The sequence below is a fragment of the Denitratisoma sp. agr-D3 genome (assembly GCF_054658675.1).
Window position 1 is genome coordinate 73191 of record NZ_BAAGIA010000003.1, and the last position, 21774, is coordinate 94964.

General features: G+C 61.4%; 19 protein-coding genes and 1 tRNA gene. 6 read left to right on the plus strand and 14 right to left on the minus strand.

Annotated elements, in window-relative coordinates; genetic code table 11:
- Positions 1-2: 2 nt before the first annotated feature.
- Genes eno through ACYQ2U_RS08915 form a run of 3 tightly spaced genes read right to left on the minus strand, consistent with a single transcriptional unit; the run spans position 3 to position 3776 of the window.
- A complete protein-coding gene (gene eno, locus ACYQ2U_RS08905) occupies positions 3-1289 on the minus strand; it encodes a phosphopyruvate hydratase (RefSeq protein WP_459950008.1) in 1287 nt (428 codons plus the stop codon).
- Positions 1290-1317: 28 nt separating this feature from the next.
- Complete coding sequence (gene kdsA / locus ACYQ2U_RS08910; protein ID WP_459950009.1) at positions 1318-2145, minus strand: 3-deoxy-8-phosphooctulonate synthase; 828 nt, start codon at positions 2143-2145, stop codon at positions 1318-1320.
- Complete coding sequence (locus ACYQ2U_RS08915; protein ID WP_459950010.1) at positions 2142-3776, minus strand: CTP synthase; 1635 nt, start codon at positions 3774-3776, stop codon at positions 2142-2144. Before ACYQ2U_RS08915 ends, kdsA begins: the two co-directional genes overlap by 4 nt.
- Positions 3777-3993: 217 nt before the next feature.
- On the opposite strand from ACYQ2U_RS08915, the gene ACYQ2U_RS08920 reads away from it, so the two are divergent.
- The 6 genes from ACYQ2U_RS08920 (at position 3994) to ACYQ2U_RS08945 (ending at position 8498) form a co-directional block, all read left to right on the plus strand.
- Complete coding sequence (locus ACYQ2U_RS08920) at positions 3994-5199, plus strand: amino acid aminotransferase (protein WP_459950011.1); 1206 nt, start codon at positions 3994-3996, stop codon at positions 5197-5199.
- Between the two features lie 64 nt (positions 5200-5263).
- Positions 5264-5339, plus strand: a tRNA-Asn gene (locus tag ACYQ2U_RS08925).
- Positions 5340-5556: 217 nt separating this feature from the next.
- Positions 5557-6570 (plus strand): ubiquinone anaerobic biosynthesis protein UbiU, encoded by a 1014-nt coding sequence (ubiU, locus tag ACYQ2U_RS08930; protein WP_459950012.1) that lies wholly within the window; start codon positions 5557-5559, stop codon positions 6568-6570.
- A gap of 59 nt (positions 6571-6629) precedes the next feature.
- On the plus strand, positions 6630-7538 hold the full coding sequence (locus ACYQ2U_RS08935; RefSeq protein WP_459950013.1) for a U32 family peptidase: 909 nt from the start codon (positions 6630-6632) through the stop codon (positions 7536-7538).
- A complete protein-coding gene (gene ubiT / locus ACYQ2U_RS08940; protein WP_459950014.1) occupies positions 7535-8005 on the plus strand; it encodes a ubiquinone anaerobic biosynthesis accessory factor UbiT in 471 nt (156 codons plus the stop codon). The genes ACYQ2U_RS08935 and ubiT overlap by 4 nt, the downstream gene beginning before the upstream one ends.
- A gap of 67 nt (positions 8006-8072) precedes the next feature.
- Entirely contained in the window at positions 8073-8498 is a 426-nt protein-coding gene (locus tag ACYQ2U_RS08945; RefSeq protein WP_459950015.1) for a DUF1178 family protein, read from the plus strand.
- Positions 8499-8579: 81 nt separating this feature from the next.
- Here the strand turns inward: ACYQ2U_RS08945 and ppk2 are convergent, their stop codons facing one another.
- From ppk2 to sdhC, 11 genes are all read right to left on the minus strand, one after another.
- Positions 8580-9809, minus strand: coding sequence for a polyphosphate kinase 2 (gene ppk2, locus ACYQ2U_RS08950; protein WP_459950016.1), 1230 nt, complete (start codon positions 9807-9809; stop codon positions 8580-8582).
- A 100-nt stretch (positions 9810-9909) separates the two neighbouring features.
- Positions 9910-11016, minus strand: a complete 1107-nt coding sequence (gene zapE / locus ACYQ2U_RS08955) for a cell division protein ZapE (protein WP_459950017.1) — start codon at positions 11014-11016, stop codon at positions 9910-9912.
- A 67-nt stretch (positions 11017-11083) separates the two neighbouring features.
- On the minus strand, positions 11084-12508 hold the full coding sequence (gene lpdA, locus ACYQ2U_RS08960) for a dihydrolipoyl dehydrogenase (RefSeq protein ID WP_459950018.1): 1425 nt from the start codon (positions 12506-12508) through the stop codon (positions 11084-11086).
- Between the two features lie 130 nt (positions 12509-12638).
- Positions 12639-13889, minus strand: coding sequence for a 2-oxoglutarate dehydrogenase complex dihydrolipoyllysine-residue succinyltransferase (gene odhB / locus ACYQ2U_RS08965; protein WP_459950019.1), 1251 nt, complete (start codon positions 13887-13889; stop codon positions 12639-12641).
- Positions 13890-13906: 17 nt separating this feature from the next.
- Entirely contained in the window at positions 13907-16753 is a 2847-nt protein-coding gene (locus ACYQ2U_RS08970) for a 2-oxoglutarate dehydrogenase E1 component (RefSeq protein WP_459950560.1), read from the minus strand.
- Positions 16754-16827: 74 nt separating this feature from the next.
- Positions 16828-18117: a citrate synthase gene (gene gltA, locus ACYQ2U_RS08975; protein ID WP_459950020.1), complete on the minus strand. Its 1290-nt coding sequence runs from the start codon at positions 18115-18117 to the stop codon at positions 16828-16830.
- A 37-nt stretch (positions 18118-18154) separates the two neighbouring features.
- Positions 18155-18427, minus strand: coding sequence for an FAD assembly factor SdhE (locus ACYQ2U_RS08980; RefSeq protein WP_459950021.1), 273 nt, complete (start codon positions 18425-18427; stop codon positions 18155-18157).
- Between the two features lie 12 nt (positions 18428-18439).
- Complete coding sequence (locus tag ACYQ2U_RS08985) at positions 18440-19144, minus strand: succinate dehydrogenase iron-sulfur subunit (protein ID WP_459950022.1); 705 nt, start codon at positions 19142-19144, stop codon at positions 18440-18442.
- Positions 19145-19157: 13 nt separating this feature from the next.
- Positions 19158-20942, minus strand: coding sequence for a succinate dehydrogenase flavoprotein subunit (gene sdhA / locus ACYQ2U_RS08990; protein ID WP_459950023.1), 1785 nt, complete (start codon positions 20940-20942; stop codon positions 19158-19160).
- A gap of 2 nt (positions 20943-20944) precedes the next feature.
- Positions 20945-21292 (minus strand): succinate dehydrogenase, hydrophobic membrane anchor protein, encoded by a 348-nt coding sequence (gene sdhD / locus ACYQ2U_RS08995; protein ID WP_459950024.1) that lies wholly within the window; start codon positions 21290-21292, stop codon positions 20945-20947.
- On the minus strand, positions 21292-21684 hold the full coding sequence (gene sdhC, locus ACYQ2U_RS09000; protein ID WP_459950025.1) for a succinate dehydrogenase, cytochrome b556 subunit: 393 nt from the start codon (positions 21682-21684) through the stop codon (positions 21292-21294). Before sdhC ends, sdhD begins: the two co-directional genes overlap by 1 nt.
- Between the last annotated feature and the right edge of the window lie 90 nt (positions 21685-21774).

Below are 21774 nucleotides of genomic sequence, written 5' to 3' on the forward strand. Positions count from 1 at the left end.
AGTTACTTGCGTAGGTTGTAGAAGGTGGAGATGCCGGGGTAGGTGACGGCGTCGCCCAGATCCTCTTCGATACGCAGCAGTTGGTTGTACTTGGAAATACGGTCGGAACGGGACAGGGAACCGGTCTTGATCTGGCCAGCGTTGAGGCCCACGGCGATATCGGCGATGGTGGAGTCCTCGGTTTCGCCGGAACGGTGGGAAATCACGTTGGTGTAACCGGCGCGCTTGGCCATCTCGACGGCGGCAAAGGTTTCGGTCAGGGTGCCGATCTGGTTGATCTTGATCAGGATGGAATTGGCGATACCCTTGCTGATGCCTTCCTTGAGGATCTTGGGATTGGTCACGAACAGGTCGTCACCGACGATCTGCACATTCTTGCCCAGCTTGTCGGTGAGGATCTTCCAACCGTTCCAGTCGGCCTCGGCCATGCCGTCCTCGATGCTGATGATGGGGTACTTGCCGGCCAGGGTGGCCAGGTAGTCGGCGAAGCCTTCGGAGGACAGTTCCAGCTTCTCGGAAGCCAGCACGTACTTGCCGTCCTTGTAGAACTCGGAGCTGGCGCAGTCCAGGGCCAGCACCACGTCCTGTCCAGCAGTGTAGCCGGCGGTCTCGATGGCCTTGAGAATCAGTTCGATGGCTTCGTCGTTGCCGGACACGTTGGGGGCAAAGCCGCCTTCGTCGCCAACGGTGGTGGGATAACCCTTCTTGTCCACCAGCTTCTTCAGGTGGTGGAACACTTCGGCGCCGCAGCGCAGGGCATCGCGGAAGCTCTTGGCACCCACGGGCATGATCATGAACTCCTGGATGTCCAGGTTGTTGTTGGCGTGGGCGCCGCCGTTGATGACGTTCATCATCGGCACGGGCATGGTCATAGGACCGGAACCGCCGAAGTAGCGGTACAGGGGCAGGCCGGCCTCTTCGGCAGCCGCCTTGGCCACGGCCATGGACACGGCCAGCATGGCATTGGCGCCGAGACGGGACTTGTTTTCGGTGCCGTCCAGGTCGAGCAGGGTCTTGTCGATGAAGGCCTGCTCTTCGGCATCGAGGCCGACGATGGCTTCGGAGATTTCGGTGTTCACGTTCTCCACGGCTTGCAGCACGCCCTTGCCCAGGTAGCGGGCGGCATCGCCATCACGCAGCTCGATGGCTTCGCGGGAACCGGTGGAAGCACCGGAGGGTACGGCGGCACGACCCATGACGCCGGATTCCAGCAGCACATCGGCCTCAACGGTGGGATTGCCGCGCGAATCCAGAATTTCACGGGCGATGACGTCAACAATTGCGCTCATGAGTAAACCTCAGAATGGAAAGTTGGAATTAGAGAATGCCCGGCTGCTTCACCAGGTCGTCAATGGATTTCAAGGTGGACAGCAAGTCCTTCATCTGACCCAAGGGCCAGGCATTGGGGCCATCGGACCAGGCCTTGGCCGGATCGGGATGGGTTTCCATGAACAGGCCGGCAATACCGACCGCCACGGCAGCCCGGGACAGCACCGGCACGAACTCGCGCTGACCGCCGGAACTGGCGCCCTGCCCGCCCGGCAACTGCACCGAGTGGGTGGCGTCGAACACCACGGGGCAGGCGGTTTCGCGCATGATGGACAGACTGCGCATGTCGGACACCAGGTTGTTGTAGCCGAAGGAAGCACCGCGCTCGCAGACCATGATGGTGTCTGCGCCACCGTTGGCTTCCTTGGCCTTGGCCACCACGTGCTTCATGTCACCGGGGGCGAGAAACTGGCCCTTCTTGATGTTGACCGGCTTGCCGGAAGCCGCGCAAGCATGGATGAAATCGGTCTGGCGGCAAAGGAAGGCCGGGGTTTGCAGCACGTCGACGACCGCTGCCACCGCCGGCACTTCCTGTTCGGTGTGCACATCGGTCAGCACCGGCACGCCGATCTGTTTTTTCACCTCGGCCAAAATCGCCAGTCCGGCATCCATGCCGGGGCCGCGGGGCGAGGTGCCTGAACTGCGGTTGGCCTTGTCGTAGGAGGATTTGTAGATGAAGGGGATGCCCAGTTCATCGCAAATTTCCTTGAGCTGGCCTGCCGTGTCGAAGGCCAATTGCTTGGACTCGATCACGCAGGGCCCGGCAATCAGGAAGAAGGGCTTGTCCAGCCCCACTTCAAAGCCGCAAAGCTTCACGCCTTCTTGCTCCGCTGTACCAGCGCCGCCTTCACGTAGGCGATGAACAGGGGATGGCCGGTGCGGGGATTGCTAGTGAACTCGGGGTGGAACTGACAGCCCACGAACCAGGGGTGATCGGGCAACTCAACCATTTCGCAAAGGTCGGTCACGGGTGCGCGCCCGGCTACCTTGAGGCCCTTTTCTTCCAGCTGGGCCAACAGGGTGTTGTTCACTTCATAACGATGACGGTGACGCTCGGTGATCTCGGCCGCACCGTAGATTTGCCGCGCCAGGCTACCGTCCTTGAGCTGACAGACCTGGCCGCCCAGGCGCATGGTGCCGCCCAGGTCGGAGTTCTCGTCGCGCTTTTCGATCTTGCCGGTACGGTCCTTCCATTCCGTGATCAGACCGATCACGGGGAAGGGCGTGTCCTTGACGAACTCGGTGGAATGGGCGCCTTCCATGCCGGCCACGTCGCGGGCGAACTCCACCACGGCGAGCTGCATGCCCAGACAGATACCCAGATAGGGCACCTTGTTTTCCCGGGCGTAACGGATGGCGGCAATCTTGCCTTCGGTGCCGCGACGACCGAAGCCCCCCGGTACCAGGATGGCGTCCATGTGCTTGAGGATGGACTCGGCGCCCTTCTGCTCGATTTCCTCGGAGTCGATGTAGTGAATGACCACCTTGCTACGCGTATGCAGGCCGGCGTGGTTGAGGGCCTCGATCAGCGACTTGTAGGACTCGGTCAGATCCACGTACTTGCCGACGAAGGCGATGTCCACGGTGTGGTCGGGATGCTCGAGGGCATCCACCAGTTTGTTCCAGATGGACAGGTCGGCCGCCTTGGCCAGGATATCCAGCTTGTGGCAGACGATCTGGTCCAGCATCTGGCCGTGCAACATGGCGGGAATCTTGTAGATGCTGTCGGCGTCCACCACCGAGATCACGGCTTCGGGCTGGACGTTGGTGAACAGCGCGATCTTGCGCTTTTCGTCTTCCGGCACTTCCCGGTCGGCGCGACACAACAGCACGTCGGGCTGGATGCCGATTTCCCGCAGTTCCTTGACGGAGTGCTGGGTCGGCTTTGTTTTCAGCTCGCCGGCAGTAGGAATGTAGGGCAACAGGGTCAGGTGGATGTAACAGGCGTTGTCCTTGCCCTCCTCGATGCCCATCTGGCGGATGGCCTCCAGGAACGGCAGGGACTCGATGTCGCCCACGGTGCCGCCCACCTCGACGATGGCCACGTCGGCATCGCCGGCGCCACGCTTGATGTTGAGCTTGATCTCGTCGGTGATGTGAGGAATCACCTGCACCGTCTTGCCGAGGTATTCGCCGCGGCGTTCCTTCTTGATGACGGACTCGTAAACCTGGCCGGTGGTGAAGTTGTTGGCCTTGGACATCTTGGCGCTGGTGAAGCGCTCGTAATGGCCCAAGTCCAGGTCGGTCTCGGCGCCATCTTCCGTCACGAACACTTCGCCGTGCTGGAAGGGGCTCATGGTGCCCGGATCGACGTTGATATAGGGATCTAACTTGAGGTGGGTGACCTTGAGTCCGCGGGATTCAAGAATCGCACCCAACGATGCGGCAGCAATGCCTTTGCCCAGACTGGACACGACACCGCCCGTGACGAATACAAATTTGGTCATGGAATTTGATGCAGCGGGAAAGCCGCATGATACCGGAAATGCCCCCAACTCCTCAACGGCAAACACAGCGACAAGCACCCGCCGCTACTTGAAACCCCAACTAAAAAGCCGACAAATCAGGGGATTAATCGCGGTATGATTACGGCCCTTTTCATCGCAGCAGCCCCTATCCCACTGCTGTTCCTCATCGCCAATCACACGCTTTCTGGAGCACCTGATGACTTCCTCGCTTTTCGCATCCGTAGAACTGGCCCCCCGCGACCCCATCCTGGGCCTGAACGAAGCCTTTAACGCCGACACCCGCAGCACCAAGGTGAACCTCGGCGTCGGCGTCTACTACGATGACAATGGCAAACTCCCCCTGCTGACCGCCGTCAAGGCCGCCGAAAAAGCCCGCCTGGAAGCCATGCCTGCCCGCGGCTACCAGCCCATCGAAGGCCCCGTCAGCTACAACCAGGCCGTGCAAAACCTGGTGTTCGGTGCCAGCAGCCCCCTGGTCACCGAAAAGCGCGTCATCACCGTGGAAGCCCTGGGCGGTACCGGTGCCCTCAAGATCGGCGCCGACTTCCTCAAGCGCCTCAAGCCCAGCGCCAAGGTACTGATCAGCGACCCCAGCTGGGAAAACCACCGCGCCCTGTTCGAATCCGCCGGTTTTGAAGTGGGCACCTACGCCTACTACGACGCTGCCACCCAGGGCGTTAACTTCGAAGGCATGAAGGCCAGCCTGTCCGCCGCCGCCGCCGACACCATCCTGGTGTTGCACGCCTGTTGCCACAACCCCACCGGCGCCGACCTCTCCGAAGCCCAGTGGAAGGAAGTGGTTGAACTGATCAAGGCCAAGAACCTGATCGCTTTCATCGACATGGCCTACCAGGGCTTTGCCGAAGGCATCGACGCCGACGCCGTGGCCCTCAAGCTGTTCGCCGCCTCCGGCCTGCAATACTTCGTTTCCAGCTCCTTCTCCAAGTCCTTCTCCCTCTACGGCGAGCGTGTAGGCGCCTTGTCCATCGTGACCGCCAGCGCCGAGGAAGCTGGTCGCGTCATGTCCCAGGTGAAGCGCGTGGTCCGCACCAACTACTCCAACCCGCCCACCCACGGCGGCGCCATCGTCGCCACCGTGCTGTCCAGCCCCGAGCTGCGCCAGCAGTGGGAAGACGAACTGGCCGGCATGCGCGTTCGCATCAAGCAGATGCGCAACGCCCTGGTGGAAAAGCTGCAAGCCCGTGGTGTCGCCCGCGACATGAGCTTCATCAACAAGCAACGGGGTATGTTCTCCTACACCGGCCTTTCCGCCGAACAAGTGGAGCGTCTGAAGACCGAGTTCGGCATCTACGCCGTCGGCACCGGTCGCATTTGCGTAGCTGCCCTGAACAGCAAGAACATCGACTACGTGGCCGATGCCATTGCCGCCGTTCTCAAGTAAGTAAAAAGAACGCGGAAACGCTTGCACCACCGTAGAGGTGCAGCTATAATGCGCGCCTCTCGATTCCCCGATAGCTCAGTCGGTAGAGCGCCGGACTGTTAATCCGTAGGTCCCTGGTTCGAGCCCAGGTCGGGGAGCCAAAATTTGAAGGGCCTAGCCGCAAGGTTAGGCCCTTTTGCTTTCCCCCCCCAGCCAACAACGTCCATCTCGCGTTATGGCGTGACGGCTCGCGCCGCCCCTCCTCTTTCTGCCGTCCACCTCGCCTACTCACGACAGGCAAAAGTTGATGGGCATCAATGACATCGCCTGACCGCTATCGAATACTCGCAGCCTTCGTATTTCCGAGTGAGCGCCACCATGTCGCGCCAGCAAATTCCCGAACTCGTTTGCCCCGCCGGCAGTCTGCCGGCCCTGAAGGCGGCGGTGGACAATGGCGCTGACGCGGTTTATCTGGGCTACAAGAACGACACCAACGCCCGCAATTTCGCCGGGCTGAACTTTGACGCCAAGTCCCTGCAAGACGGCCTGCACTACGCCCGGAGTCGTGGCCGCAAGGTACTGATGGCGATCAACACCTTTGCTCAAGCAGGCCGTGCTGCGGACTGGCAGCGCGCCGTGGATGGGGCCGCCGACCTGGGCGTCGACGCGGTGATCCTGGCCGATGTGGGTTTGCTCGACTATGCCAGCCGACGTCATCCCGATTTGCGTTTGCATTTATCCGTGCAGGGATCGGCGACCAACTATGAGGCGGTGAATTTCGCCCAACAGGCGTTCGGCGTGCGTCGCGCAGTGTTGCCCCGGGTATTAACCCTGGCCCAAGTGGCCCATGTGATCCAGAACACCGCCGTGGAAATCGAGGTATTCGGCTTCGGCAGCCTCTGCGTGATGAACGAGGGCCGCTGCTGGCTTTCCTCCTACGCCACCGGCGAATCGCCCAATACCGTCGGCGCCTGCTCCCCGGCCAAACACGTCAAGTGGGAAAAATCACCGGGACGAATGAGCACCCGGCTCAACGGCATTCTCATCGACCAGTTCGACGACGACGAAGCGGCCGGCTACCCAACCCTCTGCAAGGGGCGGTTCGAGGTTGCCGGGGAGACCTACTACGCCCTTGAGGAGCCCACCAGCCTCAACACCCTGGAGATCCTGCCGCAGATCGCCAGCAGTGGCGTCGCCGCGATCAAGGTCGAGGGGCGCCAGCGCAGTCCAACCTACGTGGCTCAGGTCACCAGGACCTTGCGTGCCGCCTTGGACACCCTGGCTGACGCCGGCCAGCGCTACCAGGTCAAGTCCCACTGGCAAAGCGAGCTGGCCAAAGTGTCCGAGGGCAATCAGGCCACACTGGGGGCCTACAACCGGCCCTGGCGATAAACGCCCACCATCATCTGGCGCACATTCCCCTTGCACGAACCATCTGGAGGATTGCAGACGTGAAACTGGCCTTGGCCCCGCTCCCATACTTCTGGCCCAAGCAGGAGGTTTTCGAGTTCTACGCGCTGATCGCGGAAAACCTGGCCGTGGATATCGTCTATCTCGGCGAAACGGTCTGCTCGCGACGGCAGCAACTTCGCCACGGCGACTGGATCGGTCTTGCACGGGATCTGGCGGAGAGCGGCAAGGAAGTGGTCATCGCCGCACAAACCCTGATGGACTCGGAAAGCGACCTGAAAGCCTTGCGCCGCCTGCTTGACGCAGCGGACTGCATGATTGAGGCCAACGATCTGGGGGCGATCAACCTATGTCAGGGACGCCCCTTCGTCGCCGGCCCCCATCTCAACATCTATAACGAGGAAACCCTGGCCACCTTCGCACGCCTGGGCATGCGCCGCTGGATTCCGCCCCTGGAGGGTGATCGGACGCTGGTGGAAATCCTGCACCGGGGTCGCCCGGCGGGGGTTGAAACCGAGGTATTCGTGTTCGGCAAACTTCCTCTGGCCTTTTCCGCGCGCTGCTTTACCGCCCGCCACTACGGACTGAACAAGGACGACTGCCAGTTCAAGTGCCTCGACCACCCCGAAGGCATGCTCCTCAACACGCGAGAAGGTCAACCCTTTCTCACCATCAACGGCATTCAGACCATGTCGGCCCAGAGCTACAACTTGTTGCCGCACATGGAAGAGCTGCGCGGGCTGGGCATCGACATCATCCGCGTCAGTCCCCAGCCCCAGCACACAGAGGCCATTCTGTCCGCCTTCGACGCGGCAAGGCGTGGCAATACAACCATTGTCGCGGACAGCGCATGGAACCCGGTGGGCCTGGTCAACGGCTACTGGCTCGGTGCTGCCGGTATTGCCCATCCGACGAACACCACCACGGCTACCCGAGGAGTCGCACCATGACCCGATCCTTGACCATTCCCGATGTTCGGCTCCCCGCCATGGTGGCGTCCATCGGTCGTGCCTTGCCACAATGGCCCCACGCCCTGGGACTGACAACAGGCCTCAATGCGGCAGCGAAAATGAAACTATTGGCGCGGGATAGTTTGGCGTTGCTGGAAAATCGCAGTTTCCTCGTGGAAGTCCTGGATACCGGCAGCAGTGCTCATTTTGCTTACCGCAGGGGCCGCTTCCTGCCGATTTTCGCGCCAACCGACAGTCCCGACCTCATCCTTCGCGCCAACCTGACCGCCTTCCTCAAGTTGTTGGCAAGACAGGAAGATCCCGATACCCTGTTTTTCCGCCGCGAACTGTCGATTGAAGGAGATACCGAGCTCGGCTTGGCGGTGAAGAACATGCTGGACGCCATCGAATGGCCAGCCATGCCTGCCTTTCTCACCCGCCTCAAGGCCTTAAAACCCGCCCGCTGACGCCGCCGGCAAGACCTGCCATGGCAGGCGGAGGATCACGGGACGGATTCACGGTAACATTCGCCCCATGATCGTTCTCAATCTCCACTGCGCCGAAGGCCATCAATTCGAGGGTTGGTTCCCCTCCTCCGCGGCCTTTGAAAGCCAATGCCAACAAGGCCTGGTGTCTTGTGCCGTTTGTTCGTCCACGAGCATCAGCCGCCTGCCCTCCAATCCCCGCATCGGCAAAAACACCGAAGCGCCGGCCCAGACCGCTGAAGCGCCCCAGGCCAGCCAGGTGCTGGCTGCCGTCATGCAGGCAGTCGCCCAGGTCGCCGCCAACAGCGAAAACGTCGCCGACAAGTTCCCGGAAGAAGCCAGGAAAATCCATTACGGCGAAGCCGAGCCACGCAGCATCCGCGGCAATGCAACCCACAAGGAAACCTTGGAGCTTCTGGAAGAAGGCATTCCCATCCTGCCCCTGCCCATCCCGCCCAAGGGTGAAACCCACTAAGCGCCAGCCCCCAGCTACTGCTGCTTCACCATGAAAAAGGCCCGCATTCCTGCGGGCCTTTTCGTTGAGGGAGAAACACCCTCAAAGGATGGCTTCGCCCTCCTTTTCGCCCTTCTCGTAGACCACGTTGGCGCGCCCCACCAGGAGGGGGTCCAAATGGCCGATCTGCTCGACGTTTTTGTTGGCGTAGGGCAGCTTGTAGAGCACATAGCGCATGGCATTCAGTCGCGCGCGCTTCTTGCAGTCCGACTTCACCACCGTCCAGGGTGCATCCGCCGTGTCGGTATGGAAGAACATGGCCTCTTTCGCCTTGGTGTAGTCCTCCCACTTGTCCAGGGAGGCGAGGTCGATGGGGGAAAGCTTCCATTGCTTGAGCGGGTGGGACTTGCGTTCCCTGAAACGGCGCCGCTGCTCTTCCCGGCTCACCGAGAACCAGAACTTGATCAGATGAATGCCGCTGCGCACCAGGGTCCGCTCAAACTCCGGGGTCTGGCGCATGAATTCGGTGTATTCCTCGGGTGAGCAAAAGCCCATGACCCGCTCGACCCCGGCCCGGTTGTACCAGGAACGGTCGAACAGGACGATTTCACCCGCCGTGGGCAAATTCTGGATATAGCGCTGGAAATACCATTGCCCACGTTCGACCTCGGAGGGTTTTTCCAAGGCAACCACCCGGGCACCCCGGGGATTCAGGTGCTCCATGAAGCGTTTGATCGCACCGCCCTTCCCCGCCGCATCTCGGCCTTCGAAAACGATCACCACCTTCTGTCCCGTTTCCTTGACCCAGGCTTGCAGCTTGAGCAACTCCACTTGAAGCCGGTATTTTTGCTTCTCGTAGTTCTTGCGGGACATCAGGTTCTTGTAGGGATAACCGCCGTTACGCCAACCCTCCGCCAACTCCTCGTCGGCACTGACCGGCAACTTTTCCTCCCCGCGCTTGAACAGGGTGTCCCGCAACATGGCGATATCGTCGGAAGAGGCACCGGCGATGATGGATTCCAGAGTTTTGGCAACGGCCTCCACCCCGTCCTTGCCGGCGGCCTTGACGATATCGTTGATGGCAACCACCTTGGAATTCTGCGCTGCCGCCACGGCTTGGTTCACCACAAAGCGTTCGACTCCGACGGGGGAACTGGCCGGACTCACATCGCCAGCCGACACCCGGCGCGGCCGGGATGGCTTGGGCGCCGCCGATTTTTGCGCGGTGCGGGCCTTGACCACGGCAACGGGCTTGGGAATGGACGCTGCCGACAAGCGCGTCCGTTGAGGCGTAGCGGTGGAAACGGTTTTCTTGGCGGTTTTCTTTTCCATGGAACCTTACTCTCCTCGTTTTACAAGACAGGGATCAGTCCGCATTTTGCACCGGCTGCCTAAAAGTCACAAAACAAAACCCGCAGGGGTTTGCGCTTGGTCAACCTTCCCCCGCCCCATCCCCTCCATTGGCCTCGCAGCGATGGGCCTCGGCCAGGTACTCGCGGCTACGCATCTCCGTCAATCGGCTCACCGTCCGCTTGAATTCCTCAGCCTGGGGCCCCTGGGTGTACAGGGCATCGGCCTCCACCTCGGCGCTGATGATGAGCTTCACCCGGTAGTCGTACAGCACGTCGATCAACCAAGTAAAGCGGCGGGCCTCAGACGCCTGGTCCTTGCTCAGTTTGGGCATGTTGGAGAGCAACAGGGTGTGGTTTTCCTGGGCCAGCTCCAGATAATCGTTCTGGGAACGGGCTCCGCCGCACAGGGCGGCAAAGTCGAACCAGACCACCCCTGGCGCATGGCGCACCACCTGGATATCCCGATCCTGGATGCGCAAGGTGCCGCCCTTGCCCTCCGAACCCGCGATCTTGAGGAAGTCCCCCTTCATCTTGTTGTAGGCAGCGGCGTCCGCCGGTACCAGGAAGGTTTCGATCCGTTCCAGGGTGCGCAGGCGGTAGTCAACGCCGGTATCCACCTCCAGCACATCCAGGTTTTTCTTCAACAGATCGATGGTGGGCAGGAACAAATGGCGCTGCAAACCATTGGGGTAAAGGTTGTCCGGCGGGTAATTGGAGGTAGTCACCACCACCACGCCCCGTTCGAACAGGCTGGAAAAAAGCCGCCCCAGGATCATGGCGTCGGCAATGTCGGACACATGGAATTCGTCGAAACACAGCAGCCGGGTCGTCTTGGCGATCTCGGCGGCGACTTGCATCAGGGGATCGTTTTCGTTCTTGTGCCGCTTAAGGGACTCGTGCACTTCGTGCATGAAGGCGTGGAAATGCACCCGCCGCTTGCGGCGATAGGGCACGGACTCGTAAAACGCATCCATGATGAAGCTTTTGCCACGACCGACCCCGCCCCAGAAATACACGCCGCGAGGCGGTGTGGCACGGGAAATCAGCTTCTTCAAGGCGTTGCTACGGGCCTGGCGGAACTCCAGCAATTCCTCGTAGAGCACTTGCAGCCGGTCGGCGGCCGCCTGTTGGGCGGGGTCGGGGGTAATGCCCCGGTCTTTGCAGATTTTTTTTAGGGTTTCACGCATGGGACACCAGAAAAGCAAATGAGGAGTGGGGTTGCCCCGCACTCCTCATCATCGACAACCGTCCGCGTCAGAAATGCAGCGGACGCTTATCCACCGCCAAGGCGGCTTCGTGCATCGCTTCCGACAAGGTCGGGTGGGCGTGGCAGATGCGGGCGATGTCTTCCGACGACGCGCCGAACTCCATGGCCACCACGGCCTCGGAAATCAGCTCGGAGGCGGAAGCGCCGATCACGTGCACGCCGAGCACACGGTCGGTCTTGGCGCAGGCCAGCATCTTGACGAAACCGGTGGTATCGCCTTGACCCAGGGCGCGGCCGTTGGCCAGGAAGGGAATCTGGCCGCTACGGTATTCGATGCCCTCGTTCTTGAGCTGCTGCTCGGTCTTGCCCACCCAGGCGATTTCCGGATGGGTGTACATGACAGAGGGAATCGCGTCGTAATTGACGTGACCGGCCTGGCCGGCCAAGCGCTCGGCCACCATGACGCCTTCTTCCATGCCCTTGTGGGCCAGCATGGGACCGCGCACCACGTCACCCACGGCCCAGACGTTGGGCAGGTTGGTTTCGCAGTAGTCGTTCACCTCGATGCGACCACGATCGTCGATCTTGAGGCCCACGTTCTCGGCACCGAGGTTGTCGGTGTTGGGAATGCGGCCCACGGAAACGATCAGACGATCGCATTCCAGCTTCTTGGACTCTTCGGCGGTCTCGTATTCGACGGTGACGCCCTTCTTGCCCACGGTCACCTTACCGATCTTCACTCCCAGATTGATGTCCAGGCCCTGCTTCTGGGTGAACACCTTCCAGGCTTCCTTGGCCACGGCCGCGTCAGCGGCGGCGAGGAAGTCGGGCACGGCTTCGAGGATGGTCACTTCGGAGCCCAGGCGTTTCCACACCGAACCCAGTTCCAGGCCAATCACACCGGCGCCGATCACGCCGAGGCGCTTGGGCACGGAATCGAAGGACAAGGCACCCACGTTGTCGCAGACGATCTTGTTGTCCACTTCGATGCCGGGCAGGTGGCGGGGTTTGGAGCCGGTGGCCACGATCACATTCTTGGCCTTGACGGTCTCACCGGCCACATCCAGCAGCCAAACGTCGTCATCGCGACCGGCGAACTTGCCGTGACCGGACAGCAGGGTGACCTTGTTCTTCTTGAACAGGCCCTTGATGCCACTGGTCAACTGGGTCACGATGTTGTCCTTGCGGCGGACCATGGTGCCCACGTCCATCTTGACGTTTTCCACGGAAATGCCGTGCATGACGAAGCCGTGATTAGCTTCCTCCAGCAGTTCGGAAGAGCGCAGCAGTGCCTTGGAAGGAATACAGCCCACGTTCAGGCAAGTACCGCCCAGACGCACTTCACCCTTGGGGTCGGCGTAGGACTCGGCTTCCACGCAAGCGGTGGAAAAGCCCAGCTGTGCCGCACGGATGGCCGCCACGTAACCGCCGGGACCGGCGCCGATCACCACCACATCGAATTGTTTGCTCATTTGTTTTCCCTTTTTTAAGGGGCCAGGGCTCAGGACCTAGAGGCTGGGAGAAATTCGATGCGCCCGATAACAAGTAAGGCGCACAAATCCAATCCCAGCCTCTAGTCCCTAGCCGCTAGTCCCGTTCCAATCACAGTTCCAGCAGCAAGCGGGCGGGATCTTCCAGGGCGTCCTTCATGGCCACCAGGCCCAGCACGGCTTCGCGGCCGTCGATGATGCGGTGGTCGTAGGACATGGCCAGGTAGTTGATGGGACGCACCACCACTTGACCGTTCTCGACCACGGCGCGGTCCTTGGTGGCGTGGATGCCGAGGATCGCGGACTGGGGCGGGTTGATGATGGGGGTGGACAGCATGGAGCCGAACACACCACCGTTGGAAATGGAGAAGGTACCGCCGGTCATTTCCTCGATGGAAAGCTTGCCGTCCTTGGCCTTGGCGCCGAACTCGGCGATCTTCTTCTCAATCTGGGCCAGGGTCATCTGGTCGGCGTCGCGCAGGATGGGCACCACCAGACCGCGGGGGGAGCCCACGGCGATACCGATGTCGAAGTAGCCGTGATAGACGATGTCGTTGCCGTCAACCGAGGCGTTCAGCACGGGATACTTCTTCAGGGCAGCCACGGCGGCCTTGACGAAGAAGGACATGAAACCCAGCTTGACGCCGTGTTCCTTCTCGAACTTGTCCTTGTACTTGTTGCGCAGGTCCATCACCGGCGCCATGTTCACCTCGTTGAAGGTGGTCAGGATGGCGTTGGTGGCCTGGGATTGCAGCAGACGCTCGGCAACCCGGGCACGCAGGCGGCTCATGGGTACGCGCTGCTCGGTACGACCGGCCTGGATGTTGTCGGCGTTGACCACGCTGGGCTGGGCCAGGGCGGGACGGGCGGCAACGGCGGGGGCCGGAGCAGCAGCAGCGGGAGCGGCAGCCTTGGCCGCGCCGGTACCCAGCACGTCTTCCTTGAGGACGCGACCACCGCGACCGGTACCGGTCACATCGCCGGCGCTGAGGCCTTTTTCTTCCATGATCTTGCGCGCGGCAGGCATGGCTTCGGGGGCAGCCTTGGCAGCGGGTGCGGCGGCAGCCGGTGCGGCAGCGGCGGCCTTGGGCGCTTCGGCGGCAGGGGCTGCGGCGCCAGCAGCGGCTTCGGTGTCGATCTGTGCGATCACCTCACCGGACACCACGGACTCGCCGTTACCCTTGATGATCTTGACGATCACACCGGCACCGGGTGCCGGCAGTTCGAGCACGACCTTGTCGGTTTCGATGTCGATCAGGTTTTCGTCACGGGCGACGGCTTCGCCTTCCTTTTTGTGCCAGCTGACCAGGGTGGCCTCGGCCACGGATTCGGACAACTGGGGAACTTTAACTTCGAGCAGCATGTAAGACTCTCCTCTGATTAAGCGCGCACTTTGAGGACGCCGAACGCGCCTTCAACAACCGCTTTTTGTTGAGCGTTGTGCTTGGTGTAATAGCCGACGGCCGGGGATGCGGAAGCGGGACGCGCCACCAGGAACAACTCTTGGTCGTTGCCCACGGCATTGACCAGGAACTGGCGGGACACGAAGTAGTACCACATGCCCTGGTTGCGGGGTTCTTCCTGGCACCAGACCACTTCCTTGACCTTGGGGAACTTCTTCATCTCGGCTTCCAGCGCTTCCTGCGGGAAGGGATAGAGCTGTTCCATGCGAAGGATGGCGGTGTTCTCGATCTTGTGCTCACGGCGGTGGGCCACCAGCTCGTAGTAGATCTTGCCGGAGCAGAGCACGACGCGGGTCACCTTCTTGGGATCCAGCTTCTCGGTCTCGCCGATCACGGTCTGGAAGCTGCCCTTGGACAGGTCGTCCAGGGAGGAAACGGCATCCTTGTGACGCAGCAGGGACTTGGGCGTGATAATGACCAGGGGCTTGCGCAGCTTGCGCAGCATCTGGCGACGCAGCAGGTGGAAGATCTGGGCCGGCGTGGTGGGCACCGTCACTTGCCAGTTCTGCTCGGCGCACAACTGCATGTAGCGCTCGATGCGGGCGGAGGAGTGCTCAGGGCCCTGGCCTTCGTAGCCGTGGGGCAGCATCAGGGTCAGGCCGGAAAGGCGGCCCCACTTGGCTTCGCCGGAGGAGATGAACTGGTCGATCACCACTTGGGCGCCGTTGGCGAAGTCGCCGAACTGGCCTTCCCAGATCGTCAGTTGGTTGGGCTCTGCCGTGGAGTAGCCGTATTCGAAGGCCATGACGGCTTCTTCGGACAACACCGAGTCGATCACGGTGAAGGGTGCCTGCTTGGGATCGATGTGTTGCAGGGGCACGTAAGTGCCTTCATCCCAGCTTTCCCGGTTCTGGTCGTGCAGGGCGGCATGGCGATGGAAGAAGGTGCCGCGACCGCAGTCCTCGCCGGACACGCGCACGCCGTAGCCTTGCATCACCAGGGTGGCGTAGGCCAGGGTTTCGCCCATGCCCCAATCCAGGGGCAGCTTGCCCTCGCCCATCTGCTTGCGGGCCTCGATGATGTTGGCGACGCGGGAGTGCAGGCTGAAGCCCTCGGGCACCACCGTCACAGCCTTGGCCAGCTTCTTCAGGTCGGCCACGGGCACGGTGGTGTCGCACTTGTCGGTGTACTTCTGGCCGGCAAAAGGCGTCCAGTCGGTGGCAAAGGGGCGCACGTGGTTGGCCAGCACCGGGTTGTAGAGCAGTTCGCCCTTGTCCAGCGCGGCACGGTAGTCCTTGATCATCTGGTCGGGATCTTCCGCGTTGATCACGCCCTGGGCCACCAGCTTGTCGCTATACACCTTGCGGGTGCCGGGGTGAGCCTGCACCTTCTTGTACATCAGGGGCTGGGTCACCATGGGTTCGTCCTGCTCGTTGTGGCCGAGCTTGCGGAAGCAGACCAGGTCGATCACCACGTCTTCCTTGAACTCCTGACGGAATTCCATGGCAAGCTTGGTGACGAAGGCCACGGCGTCGGGATCGTCGCCATTCACGTGGAAGATCGGCACTTCGATCATCTTGAAGATGTCGGTGCAATACAGGGTGGAGCGGTAATCCCGCATGTCGGAGGTGGTGAAACCGATCTGGTTGTTCACCACGATGTGCACCGTACCGCCGGTACCGTAACCCCGGGTCTGGGAGAAATTCAGCATTTCCTGGTTCACACCCTGGCCGATCACGGCGGAGTCGCCGTGGATCAGCACCGGCAACACCTGGGCGCCGGTCGTGTCGTTGCGACGACGCTGACGGGCATACACGGAGCCTTCCACCACGGGATTGACGATTTCCAGGTGGGAGGGGTTGAAAGCCAGGTTCAAGTGAACGGGGCCGCCCGGGGTGGAGACGTTGGAGGAGAAGCCCATGTGGTACTTCACGTCGCCGGCAGTCAGCTCTTCGGCCTTCTTGCCTTCGAACTCGGAGAACAGCATGGAGGGCGACTTGCCCAGGGTGTTCACCAGCACGTTGAGGCGACCACGGTGGGCCATGCCGATGACGATTTCCTGCACGCCCAGGCCACCGCCCACGCGCACCAGTTCGTCCATGGCGACGATAGTGGATTCGCCGCCTTCCAGGGAGAAGCGCTTCTGGCCCACGTACTTGGTGTGCAGGTAGCGCTCAAGGGTTTCAGCAGCCGTCAAACGCTCGAGGAAGCGCTTCTTTTCCTCGGCGGAGTACTTGGGAGAGGCGCGACCGGCTTCCAGGCGCGATTGCACCCAGAGCTTCTTCTTGGTGTCGCTGATGTACATGTACTCGGCGCCGACGCTGCCGCAATAGGTTTGGCGGGCGGCTTCAAGAATTTCACGCAGGGTGGCGTGTTCGGCACCCACGGCGACGGCAAAGGAGTCCGTGGCAAAGGATTGGCCCAGGTCGGCCTCGGTGAAGCCGTAGTAGGACGGCTCCAGTTCGGGCACGCTGGGACGTTCCATGCGCTTGAGGGGATCCAACTGCGCCCAGCGGTTGCCGAGGAAACGATAGGCGTTGATGAGCTGGGTCACCTTGGCCTGTTTCTCGTCGGCCACCACCGACTTGGGCGGCGTGTGCAGGGTGCCATCCTTGGCCCGTTCGGCAAAGGAGGCGATCACCGGACCGTGGGCCACGTCGGGACCGACGTAACTGCCGGCACCGGGCAGGGTGGACAGTTTGTCAAAGTAGTCGCGCCACTGGGGCTCAACCGAGGCCGGGTTGGCCAAGTACGCTTCGTAGAGCTCTTCGATGTACGGGGTATTGGTACCGAAGAGATACGAGTTCGAGAGCATCTGCTTCATCATGGTTTTCACCCTCTGCGGTGAGTGTTATGGAAACGGGGGCGTCCTCCGTGCTACCGCCCCCGTGTTGCGGATCAACGCTTGTCGATGGACGGAACGTCGCGGCGGGCGGCGCCGATGTACAGCTGGCGGGGACGGCCGATCTTGTATTCGGGATCGGTCAGCATTTCTTCCCACTGGGTCATCCAGCCCACGGTACGGGCCAGGGCGAAGATGCAGGTGAACATGGACGTGGGGATGCCCAGGGCCTTCTGCACGATGCCGGAGTAGAAGTCCACGTTGGGGTAGAGCTTCTTCTCGATGAAGTAGTCGTCTTCCAGGGCGATCTTCTCCAGTTCCTTGGCCAGCTTGAACAGGCGGTCGTTTTCCAGGCCCAGTTCGCCCAGCACGTCGGCGCAGACCTTGCCCATCAGCTTGGCGCGGGGGTCGAAGTTCTTGTACACGCGGTGACCGAAGCCCATCAGCTTGAAGCTGTCGTTCTTGTCCTTGGCGCGCTTGATGTACTCGCCGACGCGGGACACGTCGCCGATTTCTTCCAGCATTTCCAGGCAGGCCTCATTGGCGCCACCGTGGGCGGGACCCCACAGGCAGGCGATGCCGGCAGCGATACAGGCGAAGGGGTTGGCACCGGAGGAGCCGGCCAGACGCACGGTGGAGGTGGAAGCGTTTTGCTCGTGGTCGGCGTGCAGGGTGAAGATCACGTCGAGGGCGCGCACCAGCACGGGGTTGGGCTTGTATTCCTCGCAGGGAGTACCGAACATCATGGACATGAAGTTGGCGGTGTAGTCCAGGTCGTTGCGGGGATACATGAAGGGCTGGCCGGTGTTGTACTTGTAGGCCATGGCGACGATGGTGGGCAGCTTGGCGACCAGACGGTTGAAGCTGATGCTGCGATGTTCCTTGTCGGACATGTCCATCGCGTCGTGGTAGAAGGCGGACAGGGCACCGACCACACCGACCATGACGGCCATGGGGTGGGCATCGCGGCGGAAGCCCTGGTAGAACTTCACCAGTTGCTCGTGCACCATGGTGTGCTTCTTGATGGTGGTTTCGAAGTCGCTCTTCTGCTTGGCGTTGGGCAGCTCGCCGTTCTTCAGCAGGTAGGTCACTTCGAGGAAGTTGCACTTGTCGGCCAGTTGTTCGATGGGGTAGCCGCGATACAGCAGTTCACCCTTGTCGCCGTCGATGAAGGTCACCTTGGACTGGCAGCTGGCGGTGGAAAGGAAACCGGAATCGTAGGTGAACAGGCCGGTCTTGCCGCCCAGGGTACGAATGTCGATCACATCGTTACCGTGGGTGCCGGTCATCACGGGAAATTCGACGGTCTTGCCGTCAACGGTCAAGGTGGCATTGCGTTGCGTCATGGTTGTCCCCTGTTAAGTCGTTCAAACGTTCGGTTCTTCAATGCTTCACTGGCTCGGGTATGCAGCGCGTGCGCAGCATCTCGGCCAATGCGGTCAACTCCGGGTCGTCGATACGAGCACGACCGTTCACCAGATCCCATACATCGTGGTCTTCCAGCGCCAGCAGCCGTGTCAGGGCCGCCTCGGTTTTTTCGTCCAGATCATCGCCGTTCAGTTCCCAGAATCGGGTGAACACGATGTCCAGTTCCAGCAAAGCACGCCGGCAGTGCCATTTGAGCCGACCGATGCGGGCGCGCTTTGCTTCGTCCATGAAAGGCTCCAATCAGACGGCCCGGCGGACCATCATGTCCTTGATCTTGCCGATGGCCTTGGTGGGGTTCAGACCCTTGGGGCAGACATCGACACAGTTCATGATGGTGTGACAACGGAACAGCCGGTACGGATCCTCCAGGTTATCCAGACGCTCGCTGGTGGCTTGATCGCGGGTGTCGGCGATGAAGCGATAGGCGGCGAGCAGACCGGCGGGACCGACGAACTTGTCGGGATTCCACCAGAAGGACGGGCAGGAGGTGGAGCAGCAGGCGCACAGGATGCACTCGTAGAGGCCGTTCAGCTCTTCGCGATCCTCGGGCGATTGCAGGCGCTCGCGCTCGGGAGGAGGATCGTTGTTGATCAGGTAGGGCTTGATCGAGTGGTACTGCTTGAAGAACTGGGTCATGTCCACGATCAGATCGCGGATCACGGGCAGGCCGGGCAGCGGATTGAGCACGATGGGCTGGGGCAGCGAAGCCAGGTCGGTCAGACAGGCCAGACCGTTCTTGCCGTTGATGTTCATGGCGTCGGAACCGCAGACGCCTTCACGGCAGGAACGGCGGAAGGACAGGGTGTCGTCCTTGGCCTTCAGCTTGACCAGGGCATCCAGCAGCTTCTTGTCCGTGGAGTCGGTCTCGATGGAGATTTCCTGATAGTAGGGCTTGGCATCTTTATCAGGATCGTAGCGGTAGATCTTGAAATGGACGGTCGTCATTACATGTGTCCTTTTAGTAAGCGCGCTTCTTGAGGGCGATGGTGTCCACGGTCAGAGGCTTCATCTGCACGGGCTTGTATTCGAGGCGGTTGCCTTCGCGGTGCCAGATGGTGTGCTTCAGCCAGTTCTTGTCATCGCGGCCATCGGGAGTCTCGGGGGTATCCACCGCGTCGTCGCGGACGTGGGCACCACGGGACTCCTTGCGGGCCTCGGCAGAGACCATGGTGGCCTTGGCCACTTCGATCAGGTTGTCCAGTTCCAGGGCTTCTTGGCGGGCGGTGTTCCACACCTTGGACTTGTCCTTGATCTCGGTCTTGGCCACGGCATCGGCCACTTCCATGATCTTGGTGACGCCTTCCTTGAGCAGGTCGTTGAAACGGAACACGCCGGCATGTTTCTGCATGGTGCGCTGCATGGCCAGACGGGTTTCGTACACGTTGGCACCGTCCTTCTGGTTGTTCAGGCGATCCAGGCGGGCCAGGGTCTTTTCCACGGACTCGGTGGCCAGAGGCTTGTGGCTGCCGGCCTTCTTCAGGTCCTCGACGGCGGTCTCGCCAGCGGACTTGCCGAACACCAGCAGATCCAGCAGGGAGTTGGTGCCCAGGCGGTTGGCGCCGTGCACCGAGGCACAGGCACATTCGCCAGCGGCGTAGAAGCCGTTGACCACGTTGTTGGCGTTGCCGTTGCCGGGGATCACCACTTGACCGAGGTAGTTGGTGGGAATGCCGCCCATCTGGTAGTGGCAAGTGGGCACCACGGGCAGAGGTTCCTTGATGGCATCCACGCCGGCGAACTGGATACCGATTTCACGAATGCCGGGCAGGCGCTTCATGATGGTTTCGGGGTCCAGGTGGGTGATGTCCAGCAGCACGTAGTCCTTGTTGGGACCGCAGCCACGGCCTTCGTTGATTTCGGTCACCATGGCGCGGGACACCACGTCACGGGAAGCCAAGTCCTTGGCGTTGGGCGCGTAACGCTCCATGAAGCGCTCGCCGGAGGCGTTGCGCAGGATGCCGCCTTCGCCACGAACACCTTCAGTGATCAGCACGCCGGCACCGGCCACGCCGGTGGGGTGGAACTGCCAGAATTCCATGTCTTCCAGGGGAATGCCGGCACGGGCCGCCATGCCCAGGCCGTCACCGGTGTTGATGAAGGCGTTGGTGGAGGAATGGAAGATGCGACCGGCACCGCCGGTGGCGAAGATGGTGGCCTTGGCGTGGAACACGACGACTTCGCCGGTTTCCATGTCCATGGCGGTCACGCCCTGCACATCGCCTTCGGCGTCACGGACCAGGTCAAGGGCCTGCCATTCGACGAAGAACTGGGTATTGACCTTGACGTTGCGCTGGTACATGGCGTGCAACATGGCGTGACCGGTACGGTCGGCCGCGGCACAGGAACGACGCACGGGCTTTTCGCCGAAGTTGGACATGTGGCCGCCGAAGGGGCGCTGATAGATCTTGCCGTTGTCCAGCCGGTCGAAGGGCATGCCGTAGTGTTCCAATTCCACCACGCATTCATTGGCCTTGCGCACCATGAACTCGATCGCGTCCTGGTCGCCGAGCCAGTCGGAGCCCTTGACGGTGTCGTACATGTGCCAGTGCCAATGATCTTCCTCGGAGTTGCCGAGGGAGGCGGCGACACCACCCTGGGCAGCCACGGTGTGGGAACGGGTGGGGAAAACCTTGGTCAGCACGGCAGTCTTGAAGCCGGCTTCGGACAGTTGGATGGCGGCACGCAGGCCGGCGCCACCGGCACCGACGATGACCGCGTCAAATTTGCGAACGGTATAGCTCACTGTTACAGCCTCCAGATAATCTGCACAGCCCAGACGGCATAGCCGACCAGAACCAGAATCGTCACCACATGCAGCGTCAGACGGACGGCGGTGCATTTGACGTAGTCCATCCAGATGTCACGCACGCCGATCCAGGCGTGGTAAATCAGGGACAGCACGAACAAAGGGGTAACAAAGCGGAAGAAACCATTCCCCATCAGGGCGCGCCAGCTTTCCTGGTTGTCCGCGCCACCGGCGAGAATGGCAATGCCAAGGATCAGCGTGTACAACGCCATGACCACGGCGGTCACGCGCTGGGCGATCCAGTCTTTCAACCCGTAATGGGCACCTACGACGATGCGGGCCTTCATCAGAACACTCCCAGGAACTTGAGGGCGACGACCACGGTCAGGCCCAGACTCACAACCAGCACGCCCTTGGCGGAAGCACGGGCTTGCTCTTTTTCAATACCGACATGCAGGTCCAGCAATAGGAAACGGATGCCGGCGCAGAAGTGGTGCAGATAGGCCCAGCACAGACCGAACAGCACCAGCTTGGCGAGGGGATGGCCGGTAATGACCTTGAAGGTGGCGAAATCCGCTGCGGAGCCCAGGGACAACTGCAACAGACAGAGCAGGAAGGGCAAGGCCAGGAACAGGCCGGCACCGCTTACCCGGTGCAGAATGGAAACGAAGCCCGGCACCGGCAACCGGATTTCGTGAATCGCCAAGTACTTCGGGCGCTGTTTGGTCAGTTCTGGCATGTCGATCAATCTCCCAGTTTTTGAATCGCCCCTTGCGGGGCCCTGCTGCGAATCCTCCTGAACCTGGGTGGTTCAGGTACCCACAAACCT